At 67.1% G+C, this 16,511-nt stretch carries 12 protein-coding genes and 1 tRNA gene; 11 read left to right on the plus strand and 2 right to left on the minus strand.

What is annotated here, in order from left to right; translation table 11 throughout:
• Positions 1–25: 25 nt before the first annotated feature.
• From IHD13_RS02190 to IHD13_RS02215, 6 genes are all read left to right on the plus strand, one after another.
• The gene (locus tag IHD13_RS02190; RefSeq protein ID WP_230086083.1) at positions 26–331 is read left to right on the plus strand and encodes a DUF262 domain-containing protein; all 306 of its coding nucleotides are present in this window, start codon (positions 26–28) and stop codon (positions 329–331) included.
• Positions 304–960, plus strand: a complete 657-nt coding sequence (gene darT / locus IHD13_RS02195) for a type II toxin-antitoxin system toxin DNA ADP-ribosyl transferase DarT (RefSeq protein WP_195859396.1) — start codon at positions 304–306, stop codon at positions 958–960. Before IHD13_RS02190 ends, darT begins: the two co-directional genes overlap by 28 nt.
• Positions 957–2,051: a type II toxin-antitoxin system antitoxin DNA ADP-ribosyl glycohydrolase DarG gene (gene darG / locus IHD13_RS02200; RefSeq protein ID WP_195859397.1), complete on the plus strand. Its 1,095-nt coding sequence runs from the start codon at positions 957–959 to the stop codon at positions 2,049–2,051. Before darT ends, darG begins: the two co-directional genes overlap by 4 nt.
• Positions 2,052–2,082: 31 nt before the next feature.
• Positions 2,083–5,460, plus strand: coding sequence for a type I restriction endonuclease subunit R (locus IHD13_RS02205; protein WP_195859398.1), 3,378 nt, complete (start codon positions 2,083–2,085; stop codon positions 5,458–5,460).
• Entirely contained in the window at positions 5,457–6,158 is a 702-nt protein-coding gene (locus IHD13_RS02210) for a M48 family metallopeptidase (RefSeq protein WP_195859399.1), read from the plus strand. Before IHD13_RS02205 ends, IHD13_RS02210 begins: the two co-directional genes overlap by 4 nt.
• 69 nt (positions 6,159–6,227) lie before the next feature.
• Positions 6,228–7,241 (plus strand): Abi family protein, encoded by a 1,014-nt coding sequence (locus IHD13_RS02215; protein WP_195859400.1) that lies wholly within the window; start codon positions 6,228–6,230, stop codon positions 7,239–7,241.
• A gap of 309 nt (positions 7,242–7,550) precedes the next feature.
• Here the strand turns inward: IHD13_RS02215 and IHD13_RS02220 are convergent.
• Positions 7,551–7,627, minus strand: a tRNA-Ile gene (locus tag IHD13_RS02220).
• Between the two features lie 167 nt (positions 7,628–7,794).
• On the opposite strand from IHD13_RS02220, the gene IHD13_RS02225 reads away from it, so the two are divergent.
• From IHD13_RS02225 to IHD13_RS02245, 5 genes are all read left to right on the plus strand, one after another.
• Positions 7,795–8,400: a hypothetical protein gene (locus IHD13_RS02225; protein ID WP_195859401.1), complete on the plus strand. Its 606-nt coding sequence runs from the start codon at positions 7,795–7,797 to the stop codon at positions 8,398–8,400.
• Positions 8,401–8,536: 136 nt separating this feature from the next.
• Positions 8,537–10,654 (plus strand): TonB-dependent receptor, encoded by a 2,118-nt coding sequence (locus tag IHD13_RS02230; protein ID WP_195859402.1) that lies wholly within the window; start codon positions 8,537–8,539, stop codon positions 10,652–10,654.
• 7 nt (positions 10,655–10,661) lie between these two features.
• A complete protein-coding gene (fhuF, locus tag IHD13_RS02235; RefSeq protein ID WP_195859403.1) occupies positions 10,662–11,390 on the plus strand; it encodes a siderophore-iron reductase FhuF in 729 nt (242 codons plus the stop codon).
• Between the two features lie 15 nt (positions 11,391–11,405).
• Positions 11,406–12,341, plus strand: coding sequence for a helix-turn-helix domain-containing protein (locus tag IHD13_RS02240; protein WP_195859404.1), 936 nt, complete (start codon positions 11,406–11,408; stop codon positions 12,339–12,341).
• 105 nt (positions 12,342–12,446) lie between these two features.
• Positions 12,447–14,522 (plus strand): TonB-dependent siderophore receptor, encoded by a 2,076-nt coding sequence (locus IHD13_RS02245; protein ID WP_195859405.1) that lies wholly within the window; start codon positions 12,447–12,449, stop codon positions 14,520–14,522.
• An 86-nt stretch (positions 14,523–14,608) separates the two neighbouring features.
• Here IHD13_RS02245 and IHD13_RS02250 read toward each other — a convergent pair whose 3' ends face one another.
• Entirely contained in the window at positions 14,609–16,408 is a 1,800-nt protein-coding gene (locus IHD13_RS02250) for an ABC transporter ATP-binding protein (RefSeq protein WP_195859406.1), read from the minus strand.
• Positions 16,409–16,511 lie beyond the last annotated feature (103 nt).

The following is a 16,511-nucleotide window of genomic DNA, read 5'->3' on the forward strand; positions in this document are numbered from 1 at the left end:
GGACCACACCGCACAGGGAACCGCCATGACCACCTTCGACAGCTCTCTTGCAACGTTCAGGCGCTCGCTGCCGCTCTTGCAGAAGGCCGAGCTCAAGGACATCACCACCGGCAAGATCCAGCTCCCCGACTTCCAGCGCGGCTGGGTGTGGGACGACGACCACGTGCAGAGCCTGCTGGTCAGCATCGCCCGCTCCTTCCCGGTGGGGGCGGTGATGCTGATGGAGACCGGCGGAGAAGTGCGCTTCGAGACGCGCCCGGTGGAGGGCATCGACCCCGACAGCGTGACCAAGGAGCCGGACCAGTGGCGACCGATCTCTCTCGCAGCTTGAACTCTCGGAAGGCGCTGATCTTCAGGATCACGCATCGTGACAACCTGCCGTGGCTACTGGCGCATGGCCTCTATTGCCGTTCGGCAGCGGAGCAGGACCCTGGCTTTGTCACCATCGGGAATCGCGACCTGATAGGGCGCCGGGCAACACGAGACGTCCCGCCCCCTCCGGGTGGCACTCTCAGCGACTATATCCCCTTCTACTTCACGCCAGCTTCGCCCATGTTGCTCAACATCGTGACCGGCCGCGGCGTGCCCATTCAGCGCAAGGAAGACATCCTGGTGCTGGTCTGCTCACTGCCACGCTTGCAGGAGATAGGTTCGGCCTTTGTCTTCACCGACCGCCACGCCTACCTGCCCATGGCCCGTTTTAGCAGCCAGCTGGTGGATCTAGAAGAGTTCGTGCCATGGCCGCTGCTGCAGGCACAGGACTTCAGTCGGGACCGGGAGGACCCGGAGAAGACCGAGCGTTATCAGGCAGAGGCCCTGATTCATCACCACCTCCCGGCCTCGGCACTGCTGGGTATTGGCACGTATACTGACGAGGTGCGAGCCGCCGTCGAAGTACAGGTGGCGGCACACCAGCTTCCGCTGAAGGTGGTAACACGACCCAACTGGTTCTTCCGATGATTGAGTACACCCGTGGCAACCTCCTCGAGGCCGACGTCGAGGCGCTGGTCAACACCGTCAACACCGTCGGCGTGATGGGCAAGGGGATCGCTCTGATGTTCAAGGAAGCCTTCCCCGAGAACTTCGCCGCCTACGAGGCCGCCTGCAAGGGGCAGCAGGTGGTGACCGGTCGCATGTTCGTCACCGAGCGGGATGTCCTGCTGGGACCGCGCTGGATCATCAACTTCCCCACCAAGCAGCACTGGCGCGCCAGGACGCGCATGGAGTGGATCGAGTCCGGGCTGGAGGACCTCAAGCGGGTGATCCGAGAGCAGGGTATTCGCTCCATCGCCCTGCCGCCACTGGGCTGCGGCAACGGGGGGCTCGACTGGGGCAAGGTGCGCCCGCGCATAGAGGCCGCGCTAGGTGAGCTGGATAACGTCCGGGTGCTGGTCTTCGAGCCCACCGCCGAGTACCAGAATGTTGCCAAGCGTGCCGGCGTCGAGAAGCTGACGCCGGCGCGGGCGCTGATCGCCGAGCTGGTGCGCCGCTATTGGGTGCTGGGCATCGAGTGCTCACTGCTGGAGGTCCAGAAGCTCGCCTGGCTCATGGAGCGACGCATCATCGCTCATGGCCTTGAGAACCCACTCAAGCTCGAGTTTCAGCCTCATCGATACGGCCCATACTCCGATCGGCTTCGCCATCTGCTCAATGGCCTGGACGGCAGCTACCTGCATAGCGAGAAACGCATCAACGATGCCTCACCCGAGGAAGTGGTATGGTTCGATGAATCGCGACGGGACCGGTTGCATACCTACCTGCGCAGCGCCGAAGCACGCCCCTACGCCGAAGTACTCGAAGAAGTCGATACTCTGATCGACGGCTTCCAGTCACCGCTGGGAATGGAGGTGCTGGCGACGCTGGACTGGCTGATCAGCCAGGAGCACGTCGAACCCACCGTCGAGGCTGTCAAGGAAGGCTTGCGGCATTGGCCGGATGATATTGCCGGCCAGCGCAAGCTGCGGCTCTTCTCGGATCGCCTGATCGCGCTGGCGCTGGAGCGCCTGACCGGTGACACCACCCCGCCCCTGACACGAGTCGCCGAAAGGTAGTCGCCCACCCACTGGCACAAGGAGCCCCAGTTTGGCCAGCCCCGAGTACACGGATGTCGAGAAGCCCTTTATCGATCAGTTGGTGAGCCAGGGCTGGGAGTTCCTGGCCGGCTCGGTGGACGATCCCACTGCGACCCACCGCGAGAGCTTTTCCCAGGTGGTGATGGAGCCCCTGCTGCGTGAGCGGCTGCGCAAGATCAACCTGCGCGACGGCGAGCCCTGGCTCGATGAGGCGCGTCTGGATCAGGCAGTCGCCGCCATCACCCGGCTGCCGGCCAGCAGGGTACTCGAGGCCAACCAGCAAGCCACCGAGTTGCTGCTGGGCGGCCTGCCGGTGGAGGGCCTCGAGGGCTGGGACGGCGGCCGCGGCCAGACCCTGCGCTATATCGACTGGGGTGAGCCCGCCAACAACGTCTTCACGGTGGTCAACCAGTTCAAGGTGAAGAGTCCGCCTGGCCATGATACTGGTCATGGCCACGTGATCCCGGACCTGGTGCTGTTCGTCAACGGCATCCCGCTGGTGGTGGTGGAGTGCAAGAGCCGCAGCGTGCCGGAGGGGATCAGCGAGGCGGTGGACCAGCTGCGCCGATACCACGACCAGCGCTTCCTGGAGGGTGAGGTCGGCGAGCATGAAGGGGCTCCTGCACTGTTCGCCACCAGCCAGTTCCTGGTGGCCAGCAACTTCGACGAGGCTCGTGTCGGCACCATCGGTGCCCGCTTCGCCCACTACCTGAGCTGGAAGACGGTGGCACCGATGCGCGAGGCGGAGGTGGCCATCGATCTCGGCGTGGCGGACCTCTCCGCCCAGCAGCGCCTGATCGCCGGCATGCTCACCCGGGCCAACCTGTTCGACATCGTGCGCCACTACACCCTGTTCATGAACGTCGGCGGCCAGACCATCAAGCTGGTATGTCGCTACCAGCAGTTCCGCGGCGTCACCCGGGCCGTGGAGCGCCTGAAGAGCGGCAAGACGCGCCGCCAGGACGGCGAGGCCGACCGCCGTGGCGGCATCGTCTGGCACACCCAGGGCAGCGGCAAGAGCCTCTCCATGGTCTTCCTGGTGCGCAAGCTGCGCACCGACCCGACGCTGCGCCGCTTCAAGGTGGTGGTGATCACCGATCGCAAGGACCTGCAGAAGCAATTGTCGGAGACGGCAGAGCTTACCGGCGAGAGCGTCGAAAAGGCCGGCAATACCACCCAGCTCAAGAAGTTGCTGGGCCGCGACGGCCCCGGCCTGGTGTTCGGTACGGTTCAGAAATACAGGGAGCAGAAGTACCGCGACCCGGACGCCGAGGGGGAGGAAGGTCAGAGCACCGAGGAGGCTGGCGCCGGGCTCGACACGGGTCGCCGCGATGCCGCCGAGCCAACTCTCTATGCCAAAGGCACGCCTAGGAAGCCGACCCTCAGCGAGCCCTTCGAGGTGCTCAACACCAGCGAGGAGATCCTGATCCTGGTGGACGAGGCCCACCGCACCCAGGCCGGCGACCTGCACGCCAACATGATGCGCGCCCTGCCCAACGCCGCCCGCATCGGCTTCACCGGCACGCCGATCATCATGGGCGACAAGAAGCGCACCCACGATATCTTCGGCGAATACATCGACCGCTACACCATCAAGGAGGCGGAGCAGGACGGCGCCACGGTGCCAATTCTCTACGAGGGGCGCACCGCCAAGGGGGCGATCAAGGACGGCGCCAGCCTCGACGGCCTGTTCGAGGATCTGTTCCGCGACCACAGCAAGGAGGAGCTGGAGGAGATCAAGAAGAAGTACGCCACCAAGGGGCAGATCTTCGAGGCGCCGCAGCTGATCCAGGAGAAGGCCCAGGACATCCTGCGCCACTACGTCACGAATATCCTGCCCAACGGCTACAAGGCGCAGCTGGTGGCCTACAGCCGCCGGGCGGCCCTGCGCTACTTCGAGGCCCTGGAGGCGGCCCGTGCCGAACTGCTGGAGGAGGCGCTGGCGCTCTCCCCCGAGGACAAGGCCCTGGACGATACCCAGCTGCTGACACGCCCGCCCCGGATCAAGGCGGCGATCCAGGCCTGGCGCTGTCGCAACGTCCTGCGCCAGCTCGAGTTCGCGGTGGTGTTCAGCAGCGGCAACAACGACGACGCCACCTGGGCCCGGTGGAGCGACCGCGCCGCCGTCGAGAGCCATATCAAGCGCTTCAAGAAGCCGCTGCCGCCGCTGGACGGGTCAACCCCCAAGGACCCCGCCAAGCACGACCCACTGGCCTTCCTGATCGTCAAGAGCATGCTGCTCACCGGCTTCGACGCCCCCATCGAGGGGGTGATGTACCTGGATCGCTCCCTGCGCGAGGCGGAGCTGCTGCAGGCCATCGCCCGGGTCAACCGCACCGGCCACGGCAAGCGCCACGGCATCGTGGTGGACTACTTCGGTGTAGCCAACCACCTCAAGGAGGCATTGGCCGCCTACAGCGAGGAGGACATCGAGGGCGCCCTGCAGAGCCTCAAGGACGAGATTCCCCTGCTACGCGACCGCCACCTGCGGGTGATCGACGTACTGCGCGGCCAGGGGGTGGATGACCTCGACGACACCGAGGAGGCGGTGCAGGCGCTCGCCGACGAGCGGGTGCGCGCCGAGTTCGTGGTCAAGCTCAAGGAGTTCAACCGCGGCCTGGACGACGTACTGCCACGCCCCGAGGGGTTGGAGTTCGTCAACGATGCCAAGCGGCTGGCCTATATCCACGCCCTGGCCCGCAACCGCTACAAGGACACCCCGGAGCTCGGCCGCGACATCGGCAACAAGGTGCGCAAGCTGATCGACGACTACGTGATCTCGCTCGGCATCGACCCGCGCATCCCGCCGGTGCAGCTCACCGACGCCGAGTTCGACGAGCACCTCGGCCGCCAGGTGGGCGACCGGGCCAAGGCCTCGGAGATGGAGCACGCGGTGCGCTCCCACGTGCGCAAGCACCTGGACGAGGACCCGGTGAAGTACGGCCGGCTCAGCGAGCGCCTGGAGGAGCTGCTGGAGCAGCTCGATGGCCAGTGGGCCGAGCAGGTGGCGGCGCTCAAGACGCTGATTGAGCAATTACGTGATGGTGCGACCGATCCGCGCGAAGGCATCCCAGATATGCCTGCCCATGCACAACCCTTCTGGCGGGAGCTGGTGGCCAGCAGTGGCCTTTCCGTGGAGACGCTGGACGAAGCCAGTGCCCAGAAGCTGCTCGAGGCCACCGAGGAGCTGGTCGGGCTGATCCAGCAGGAAATCGCCATCCCCGACTTCTGGAAGCCCTCCCATATCCCGGACCAGGAGGCCCTGCGCCAGCACCTCTTCTCGACCCTGATGTTCAAGCGGCTCGTGCCCTTCGACCAGGCCAGCGAGGTCGCCCAGCGGCTGCTCGACCTCGCCCGCAGCAATCACGACAAGCTGGTGAACGCATGACCCAACTCGCCGTGAACGATCTCACCCTGGAGGTGCGCGAGAGCTCGCGTCGCAAGACCTTGGAGATCACCGTGGACCGCGACGGCGAGCTGGTCATCGCCGCCCCCACCGGCACCGACGAGCGGCTCCTACGCGACTTCGTGATCGAGAAACGGCTGTGGATCTACCGGAAGCTGGCCGAGAAGGCCGAACACCGCCGCCGGCTGCCGCACAAGGAGTACATCAACGGCGAGGGCTTCCTCTACCTGGGGCGCAGCTACCGGCTCAAGCGCGTTCTCCAGGAGGAGCAGGACGCCCCGCTCAAGCTCGTCGCCGGGCGCTTCCAGCTGCGGGAAGATGCCTTGAATGACGCCCGGGAGCACTTCGTTCGCTGGTACAGCGATCGCGCCAGCGACTGGCTCACCACCAGGGTGCAGGAGCACGCCCGCCGAATGGGCGTCGAGCCCGCCGGCGTGAAGGTCCAGGACCTCGGCTACCGCTGGGGCTCCTGCGGCAAGGGCAACCGGGTCTACTTCCACTGGAAGACGATCCTGCTGCCCCGGCATATTGCCGAGTACGTGGTGGTCCACGAACTCGTCCACCTGCACGAGCCCCACCACACCCCCGCCTTCTGGCGTCGTCTGGAGCGCGCCATGCCGGACTATGAGCAGCGCAAGGCCTGGCTCGCCCGGCACGGCATCGAGGTGGAGGGAGTTTGAGGGTAAGGTTCTCGATGGCCAAAAATGAAAGTGCTTAGAGGTTGAATTCAGGGCACAGGGAGGCCCGGCGTGAGATATAACAAACCTTGGCTCAGCTATCGCGACCAGCTGGAAACCCTCAAGGCGCGGGGACTGTCCGTCACCGACGACGAGAAGGCCCTCGACTACCTGCAGCGTATCGGTTACTACCGGCTAAGCGGCTACTGGTTCCCCTTTCGCCAGCGCAGCAAGGCCTGTTGTGTCTGGCCCCGCCGAAGAACGGGAAAGAAAGCCAAGGATGGCCGCGTCGAGCGCATCGCGCTGGATGAGTTCACGCCGGGCGCCACCTTCCGGGATGCCGTCGCCCTCTATGTCTTCGACAAGCAGCTGCGGTTGCTGGTGATGGATGCCTTGGAACGCATCGAGGTGGCCTTCCGGGTCGATATCTCCCACACCCTTGGGGAGCACGGCGCCTTTGCCTACCTGGATCCAGGCCAGCTCTTCGAAGCCTTTGCCCAGGAGATCAACCAGAAGACCGGCATTACCGACCATCAGGCGTGGCTGCAGAAGCAGGCGCTGATGATCAACCGCTCCAAGGAGGAGTTCATTCGCCATAACAAGGAGAAGTACGGGCTGCCGCTTCCGATCTGGATCGCCTGCGAGGTGTGGGACTTCGGCACGCTTTCCACGCTCTACGACGGGATGCGTCAGGACGACCAGGACCGGATCGCCGCCCGCTATGGCATCCGTGACGGCCGAGTGCTCGCCTCCTGGCTACGCAGCCTCAACTATCTACGTAACGTCTGTGCCCATCATAGTCGGCTGTGGAACCGTAACATGGTGGATCAGCCCAGGAAGCCGGGTCACGGAGAAGTGCCCCTCTTCGAGAGCGCCTGGCAGCCAGGCCAGGAGCATGTGCTGGCGCGTGTCTTCGTTCTGCTGTGTGTGATCCAGCATCTGCTGAGCACCATCAACCCCAGCTCAAGCTGGTGGCAACGTCTCCAGCACTTGCTGCAGGCATTCCCCGATCTCACCCATGTCGGGCTCGACCTGCAGGGAATGGGGGTGATGGAAGGATGGGAGCAGTGGACGTGGCCACAATAGCCAACGAGCAGGCATTAAAAAACCCCTCAGCAGCTTCACCGCAAAGCGGATCCACCGATCGGGGCCGTGTTGCCGCACATTATAGTGAGCGCAGAAGACGATAGCAAAGCGCTCGCGATAGCAATTTAGAATAAGGAGCCACCATAGCGATCGAGCAGGGCAATACAAAAACTGCTCGGCTCATTGGCCATTGAGGGCATGATCATCTCATCCCAACCGTCCCAAGATCTCCACAGACAGACACCAACAGACAGATACCGCGAAGAACAGCGAAAGGAAGGGGAAAGCTAAGCGTAAGTACCTGATTCTTGGTGGGCCCAGCTGGACTCGAACCAGCGACCAAGGGATTATGAGTCCCCTGCTCTAACCAACTGAGCTATAGGCCCATCGCGGGAGGAGCGCTTGGCAGCGCGGGCGTATGATAGCGAATGCCGATTAGCGAGGCTAGTCCGGGGCCGGGATGCGGGCCGGTTTCGTGGGGTGGCGGCACTTTCCGCGTTCCCGTGGGTCTCTGCTGAACGCGTCCATAGAGAGCCCACCATAGAGAGCCCCCATGATAAAAGCGCCCGCCATCAAGGCCACCCTGCCCAGCCTGTTGCTGTCGTTGCTCGCCCTCTCCGCCTTGCCCGCCCAGGCCGCCTGGCAGCTGGATGGGGAGCGTTCCCGGGTGGAGGCGACGGTGATCGCCATCACGCCCCAGGGCCCCACGCCCCATACCCACCAGGTTCGCGACCTGCATGGCGATATCGATGCCGAGGGGCGGCTACGCCTGCCGCTGCGTCTGGCCCAGACCGATGTGCTGGATCGCCTGGGCCCGCTGCCGCCCTGGCTGTCGGGCTTTACCGACCGCCCCCTGGCCACCCTGACCACCCAACTGGCGCCGCATCGCCTGGATAGCCTGGCGGTGGGCGACTCCCGGGTCGAGACCCTGACCATGACGGTGGAGGCCAATGGCAACCAGCACCAGACGCCGGTGCCGCTGCGCTTCTCGCGCCTGGATGGCACCACCATCCACGTCACCGCCGCCGAGCGCCTGGTGCTGGACGGCCAGGAGCTGATGGCCAACCCGACCCTGCGCGGGGTGCTGCTGATGCTCGGCTACGAGCAGATCGGCGATGAGGTGCCGGTAAACCTGGATGCCCTGCTGGTCGATCGCTGAGCCGCGGAGAGGTCACGAGACATAAATACGAATAACTATTATTGAGTTTTTGCTTATTGTTGGTATCCTTCGGCTGCTTACGAAAACATTGCCCGGGGCCCCAAGACCCCGGCCTCCTTCGCCGACAGGATCCCCCATGAAGAAGTCGCTGACCCTCGGTCTGGCCATCGCCGCCGGCACTACCCCCCTCGCCTTGCAGGCCCAGGAGACGGCAACCCAGGAGACGCTGGTGGTGGTGGGGTCGCGCACCCCGACCCAGATCAGCCAGATCCCCGGGGCGGTATGGATCGTCGAGCAGGAGGAGCTGCAGCAGCAGATCGAGGGCGGCGCCGACCTCAAGACCGCCCTGGGCCGTCTGGTGCCGGGCCTCGACCTGGCCCCCCAGGGGCGTACCAACTATGGCCAGAACCTGCGCGGGCGCAGCGTCCAGGTGCTGATCGACGGCGTCTCCCTGAATGGCTCGCGAGGCCTGTCGCGGCAGTTCGACAGCATCGATCCCTTCAATATCGAGCGGGTGGAGGTGCTCTCCGGCGCCAGCAGCCTCTACGGCGGCGGCGCCACCGGCGGCATCATCAATATCGTCACCCGCCGCGGCGAGGCCGGCGCCCCCCAGGGCCGCAGCACGGCCGGCATCACCACCGGCTTCAACCGCAGCGACGATCGCGACTTCCGCCTCGCCCAGTCGGTCAGCGCCGGCAACGAGCGCGTCCAGGGCTACCTGGGGGTCGCCTACCAGGACAATGGCCGCCACTTCGACGGCCGTGGCCAGGAGATCTTTCCGGATATCGCCCAGACCGACCTGCAGGACAACCGCAGCATCGATATCCTCGGCAACCTGGGCGTCGACCTGGCGCCGCAGCAGCGCCTGGACCTGAGCACCCAGCTCTATCGCTCCCGCTTCGAGGGCGAGCGTGGCGTCTACTTCCCCCACCTGGATGCCGCCAGCCCCAACCTGAACGATGCCGAGATCCGCGACGGCTACCGCTCGGATCGCGACCCGACCACCGACCGCCGGCTGATCAACCTGCAGTACCACCATGGCGACCTGCTGGGGCAGGACTTCTACCTGCAGGCCTTCCATCGCGAGGAGGATGCCAACTTCCAGGCCTTCCCCTATCCGAGCCCCCACTGGAGCGCGCCGGACTTCTATGAATTCCGCGCCTCCCAGCAGAACACCCGGCTGACCGGCCTCAAGGCGCTGTTCGATGCCGACCTGGGCGAGGCGGTCTCGCTGAGCTACGGCCTGGATTTCGACCGCGAGCGCTTCGATGCCAACCAGATGATCTTCGATCGCGCCGCCACCGACGCCAGCGGCGGCCTGGTGCAGTCGGCGGCCCGCGTCGAGCCCCGCTACCCGGGATATCGCATCGACACCACCGCGCTCTTCGCCCAGGGCGACTGGTGGGCCAGCGATGCCCTCAAGTTCTCCGCCGGCCTGCGCCATCAGCGCATGGACGTGGCGGTCAACGACTTCCGCGGCATTCCCGGCGGCGAGAACGACTACAGCGCCACCCTCTTCAATGCCGGCGCCCTCTACGACTTCGGCAACGGCCACCAGAGCTGGCTGCGCTATAGCCAGGGCTTCGAGCTGCCGGACCCGGCCAAGTACTACGGCAAGAGCGCCGACGTCAGCGTCGCCGCCAACCCCCTCTCCGCCATCGAGACCGACCAGGTGGAGCTGGGCTGGCGCTATCAGGGCGGCGACTGGATGGCCCAGGCGGCGGCCTACTACTCCTGGTCCGACAAGGCCGTGGAGAACGACGAGGACCTGAGCGTCAGCGTGGTGGATGAAGAGAAGCGCGACTACGGCCTGGAGGGCGCCGTGACCCGCTACTTCGACCACGGCCTGGAGGCCGGCGGCACCCTGCACCTGGTGCGCTCCGAGCAGCGCAACGCCTCGGGCGACTGGGAGAAGCGCGACGCCCGCTACGCCTCGCTCTCCGCCGCCACCGCCTTCGTCGGCTGGTCGGATCACGCCCGCTCGGCGCGCCTGCAGGCCAACCACGCCTTCGACCTGGAGGACGCCGACGACCGCCGCATCGACGGCTTCACCACCCTCGACCTGAGCCTGGCCCAGCGCACCGACCTGGGGCGCTTCAGCCTCGGCGTGCAGAACCTGCTGGACGAGACGTATTCCACGGTCTGGGGCCAGCGCGCCGCCATGTTCTACTCCCCCTACTATGGGCCGGAGTACCTCTACGACTACCAGGGCCGCGGGCGCACCTATACCCTGACCTGGTCGCTGGAGTACTGAGGTCGCCATGCCCTGTCCCCTGGAGGCGCTCTACGCCGGTCCCCTGGCGACCCTGGTGCCACCGGGCGTCGGCGAGCCTCCCGCCGACACCCTGGCCGCTCGGGAGCTGCTCGAGCCCGAGCGCCTGGCGGCCCGGCTGGATCACTTTTCCCTCCAGTACGATGGCGGCGACCGCCGCGCGGTGGCCTCGCTATGGTCGAAGTGGCATCTCAGCGCGGTGATCTCGGCGGGGCTGGCCGCCAACCTGCTGCTGGAGCGTGACCTGCCCCTGGGGCTCGAGGCACTGCACCTGGAGCTGGCCCCCGAGGGCCAGACCCGCCGCCTGTGGCTGGCCCACGACGGCACGCCCCTGGCCACCCAGGATCCCTTGGCGCGCTTCTCGACGCTGATCGACGCCCACCTGACGCCGCTGATCGCCGCCCTGGCCGCCCACTCTGGCGCCTCCCCCAAGGTGTTCTGGAGCAACGCCGGCAACTACTTCGAGTACTTCGCCGAGGCCCTGGAGGCCCACCCCATGGCGAGCCCCGGGGCCGCCGAGCCGGCCCGGGCGCTGCTGGCGGCCCGCCAGCTGCCGGACGGGCGCCGCAATCCGCTCTTCCAGCCGGTGCGCTACCTGGCCGACGCCGCCGGGGGCGAGCCCGAACGGCGCCGGCGCCTGTGCTGCATCCGCTACCTGGTTCCCGAGCTCGGCTACTGCGGCAACTGCCCGCTGAGCTGTCGCCGGTCCACGCCATAGGCAGGGTGACAGGCCATGTTTCCGACCCGCCGCCACACCGTCGCCGACTTCCTCGGCTACGGCCGCCGCTACCAGATCGATTACCGCTTCCCGGCGGCGCCGAGCCAGCCGGCGCGCGCCGCCCGGCTGCCCATCGCCCAGGGCCGGGTGGAAGAGGTCGCGCTGACGGCGGGGGCCGAGCTGGTGCTCTCCGACCTGGAGGTGGTCCAGCCCTATGCCTCCCGCTCCCGGGGCCAGGCGGCGCTGCTGATCGTGGCGGTAATGGAGGGGCGCGTGCGCCTGGGGCTGGCGGGCAGGGAGCGCTGGCTCACCGCCGGCGAGGCCTACACCCTGCGCCTCGACGACCGCCAGGTGCTCGGTGCCCACCAGCCCGCCGGCCAGCGCCTGCGCACCCTGAGCCTGGCTTTGAGCGATGAGGCCCTGGGCCAGTGGTGCGACTCGCTCCCCGCGGCGGCCCCATACGCCTGGTCGCTGCCCAATGCCCTGGCCCTGACCCTGGAGCAGGGCTATCGCAGCGGCCTCTCCGGCCAGTCGCGCCGTCTCTTCCTGCAGGGGCTGGCGCTGCAGCTGCTGGCCCAGGGGCTCACGCCCCCCGCTCCGGAACGCCTCCCGGCCACGGCCACCGCGACGACCCCGGCCAGGCGCCTGGAGGCGGTTCGCCGCCTGCTCGAGGAGCATCCCGAGCGGGAACATGACCTGGCGGCCCTGGCGAGCCTGGCCGCCATGAGCCCCAGCACCCTGGCGCGCCGCTTCCGCGCCGCCTACGGCTGCTCGCCCATCGACTACCTGCGCCGCCGGCGCCTGGCCCGGGCCCGGGAGCTGCTGCTCGGCGGCCATAGCGTCCAGCAGGCCGCCCACCTGAGCGGCTATCGCCACGCCAGCAACTTCATCACCGCCTTCCGCCGCACCTATGGCGTCTCGCCGGGGAGCCTGGCGAGTTCCCGCCACTAAGGCAGGCTGGGGCCCGCCCATAACCCCTTGCGCGGCGCGCATAACTCGCCGGGGCGAATAAGTGGAACAATTCTCACTTTCACAGCAACCCTCCGAGTGTGATCCATGCCCCGCTTGCATCGCCTGACCCTCGCCATCGCCCTGGCCTCCGCCCCGCTCTCCACGCCGCTGCTGGCCGACGAGGCCCTGGAGACCCTGACGGTCACCTCCAGCGCCGCCACCAAGACCGAGACGCCCTTTATCGAGACGCCCCAGGCGATCTCGGTGGTCGAGCGGGAGGACTGGGAGACCCGCGGCGCCGAGAGCGTCCAGCGCGCCGCCGACTATACCCCCGGCGTCTTCACCAACCAGATCGGCGCCTCCAACCGCTACGACTACCTGGTGCTGCGCGGCTTCGCCGACGGCAGCATCAACAACACCTTCCTCGATGGCCTCAAGGTGATGAGCGACGGCGGCTCCTTCAGTTCACTGGTGATCGATCCCTGGTTCCTGGAGCGTATCGAAGTGGTCAAGGGGCCGGCCTCGGTGCTCTATGGCCGCGCCTCCCCGGGGGGCCTGGTGGCCCAGACCAGTCGCCGCCCGGAATTCGAGTCTGGCGGCGAGCTGCGCCTGCGCCTGGGCAACAATGCCCAGCGCAGTGCCGCCTTCGACGTCACCGGCCCGCTGGACGCCGAGCGCCGCCTGGCCTTCCGCCTCACCGGCCTGGCCCGGGCCGCCGATACCCAGTTCGGCCCGGTGGAGGAGCGGCGCTACGCCATCGCCCCCCAGCTCAGCTGGGACATCAGCGACGCCACCAGCCTGACCCTCCACGCCTACCTGCAGCGCGACCCGGAGGGCGGCTACCATGCCGGCCTGCCCTTCGAGGGCACGGTGGTGGATCGTAACGGCCGCCGCATCGCCAACACCTTCTTCGAGGGCGAGGAGGCCTTCGAGACATTCGAGCGCGACCAGCTCATGGTCGGCTATGAGTTCGAGCATCGCTTCCATGACGGCCTGAGCGCCCGCCAGCGGCTGCGCTATACCGAGACCGAGGTGGAGCTGGCCCAGGTCTACGCCTACGGCTGGGCCTCGCCCACCGAGCTCAACCGCTACTTCTCCGGCGGCGACGAGTCCCTCGATGCCCTGACCGTGGATAACCAGCTGGAGGCGCGCCTGGCCACCGGCGGCGTGGATCACACCCTGCTGCTGGGCCTGGACCATCAGCGGCGCAACAACGACGTCACCTGGACCTCCGGGGCCTTCCCGGCCATCGACGCCTTCGATCCCCAGTACGGCGCCGGGCCCAGCATGATGTTCCCGGAGGTACGCCAGCGCCGTGAGCTGGAGCAGACCGGCCTCTACCTCCAGGATCAGCTGGCCTTCGGCAACTGGCGGGCCAACCTCGGCCTGCGCCACGACTGGGTGGATATCACCAACAGCGACCCGGTGAGCGGCACCCAAAGCGTGCTGAACGACACCCAGGTCAGCGGCCGCGCCGGCCTGCTCTATGCGTTCGACAATGGCCTGGCGCCCTATGCCAGCTACTCCACCTCCTTCAGTCCCAACAGCACCACCGACCAGGACGGCGACCTGCTGGCCCCCACCGAGGGCGAACAGTGGGAACTGGGCCTGAAGTACCAGCCCCCGGGGACGCGCAATCGCTACAGCCTCGCCCTCTTCGATATCACCCAGGAGAACGTCTCCGCCAAGCGGCCCAACGAGACCTTCTATCGGGCCACCGGCGAGATCCAATCCCGTGGCGTCGAACTGGAGGCGCATCACCAGTTGACCGAGGCCCTCTCGCTACAGGCCGCCTACGGCTACACCGACGTGACCCTGGAGAAGACCGGCGACGCCACCCAGGGCAATCGCAGCAACCAGGTGCCGCGCCACCAGCTCGCGGTCTGGGGCCACTATACCGCCCTGGCCGGTGCCCTGGCCGGCCTGGACGCGGGACTCGGCGTGCGCCATCACGCCGATATCCACGCCGACGACGCCAATACCCAGCGGGTGCCGGACACCACCCTGGTCGACGCCACCCTGGGCTATGACCTGAGCCGCCTGGGCCTCGACGGCATGAGCGCGCGCCTCAACGTCAGCAACCTGCTCGACGAGACGTACGTGGCCTCCTGCTACGACCTCAACTTCTGCTACTTCGGCGCCGAGCGCAGCGTTACCGCGACCCTGAACTACCGCTTCTGAACTACCGCTTGTGAGTCGTGCCCAGCACACAAAACGGCGGCCCTCGGGCCGCCGTTATGCGTCTAGTGCGAAGCCACCCGGTGGCGTCAGAACACCGACGAGACCGCCGCCTCGGCGCTGCCGGTCTGTACCCGCCACTGGGCGGCGTAGCGCCCCTCGGCGGCCAGCAGCTCGGCATGGCTGCCCCGCTCCACCACTCGGCCCCCTTCCACCACGGCGATCTGGTCCGCATGCACGATGGTGGAGAGGCGGTGGGCGATCATGATCACGGTGCGGCCATGGGCGATCTTGCGCAGGGAGCGCTGGATGGCCGCCTCGGTCTCGTTGTCCACGGCGCTGGTGGCCTCATCCAGCACCAGGATGGGCGGGTCCTTGAGCAGCGCCCGGGCCAGCGACAGGCGCTGGCGCTGGCCACCGGAGAGGCGCACGCCGCGCTCGCCCACCGGGGTGTCGAGGCCCTGGGGCAGGGCCTGGATGAACTCCCAGGCCTCGGCGGTACGGGCCGCCTCGATGATCTCGGCTTCCGCGGCCTCCGGCTTGCCATAGGCGATATTGTCGCGAATCGAGCCCTCGAACAGGTAGACGTCCTGGCTGACCAGGCCGATGGCGCCGCGCAGGGAGGCGAGGCTCACCGCGTCGATGGGCTGGCCGTCGATCAGCACCCGACCGGCGCTGGGGTCGTAGAAACGCAGCAGCAGCTTGATCAGGGTCGACTTGCCGGAGCCGGTGGCCCCCACCAGGGCGAGGGTATTCCCCGCCGGTACCGCGAGGTCGACCGCCTCCACCCCCGCACCGCCATTGGCATAGCGGAAGCTCACCGCCTCGAAGCGCACCTCCCCGCGCACCGGCGCCGGCAGCGCCGCCTCGCCGTTGTCCTTGACGGTGATCGGCACGCCCAGCAGGTCGAGGATGCGCCGGGTGCTGGCCATGGCCCGCTCGAAGAGGTCGATCACCTCGGCCAGGCCGGTCAGCGGCCAGAGCAGCCGCTGGGTGAGGAACACCAGCACCCCGTAGGCGCCCACGTTGAGGTCGCCGCGCAGGGCCAGCATGCCGCCCACGGTGAAGGTGGCCAGGAAGCCGGCCAGGATCGCCATGCGGATCACCGGGATAAAGGCCGAGCTGACGCGAATCGCCCGGCGGTTGGCCTCCACATAGGCCTCGCTGGTCTGGCGCAGCCGCTCCGCCTCCCGGGCCTCGCTGGTAAAGCTCTTGATGGTGGCGATGCCCGCCAGGTTGTTGGCCAGGCGGCTGGAGAGGTCGCCCACCTTCTCGCGCACGTCGGCATAGAGGGGGCCGGCCTTGCGCTGGAAGTAGAAGGCGCCCCAGACGATCAGCGGGATCGGCGTGAAGGCGAGCAGGGCGATCAGCGGCGAGATCACGAAGAAGACCGCGCCCACCGCCAGCACCGTGACCCCCACCTGGATCAGCGAGTTGGCGCCCCCGTCCAGGAAACGCTCCAGCTGGTTGACGTCGTCGTTCATGGTGGCGACGAGCTGCCCCGAGCTCTTCGACTCGAAGTAGGCCATGTCCAGGCGCTGGGCATGCTCGTAGGTGTCCAGGCGCAGGTCGGCCTGCAGGCGCTGGGCCAGGTTGCGCCAGAGGATCTTGTAGAGGTACTCGAAGAGCGACTCGCCGGCCCAGATAAAGAAGGTCAGCACCGCCAGGATCATGATCTGCTCCTGGGGGGTGTCGAAGCCGAGGCGCGCCACGAAGCTGCGCTCCTGGTTGACCACCACGTCGATGGCCACCCCGATCAGGATCTCCGGGGCGATATCGAAGAGCTTGTTGATGATGGAGCAGCTGGTGGCGGCGACGATGCGACGGCGATAGCCCCGGGCGTAGCGCAGCAGGCGCACCAGGGCATGGAAACTGGAGGTGTGGGACATGGGGCTTCCTTTCTTGATAGCCCGCTAAGGGTAGTGGATTTCCCCCGGCGACACCATGCCATCATGATTGATAAAGCTTCTTGTTTGACTTAACCTTCGCAAC

The organism is Halomonas sp. 328 (assembly GCF_015645095.1).
In the GTDB taxonomy this organism is placed as follows: domain Bacteria; phylum Pseudomonadota; class Gammaproteobacteria; order Pseudomonadales; family Halomonadaceae; genus Bisbaumannia.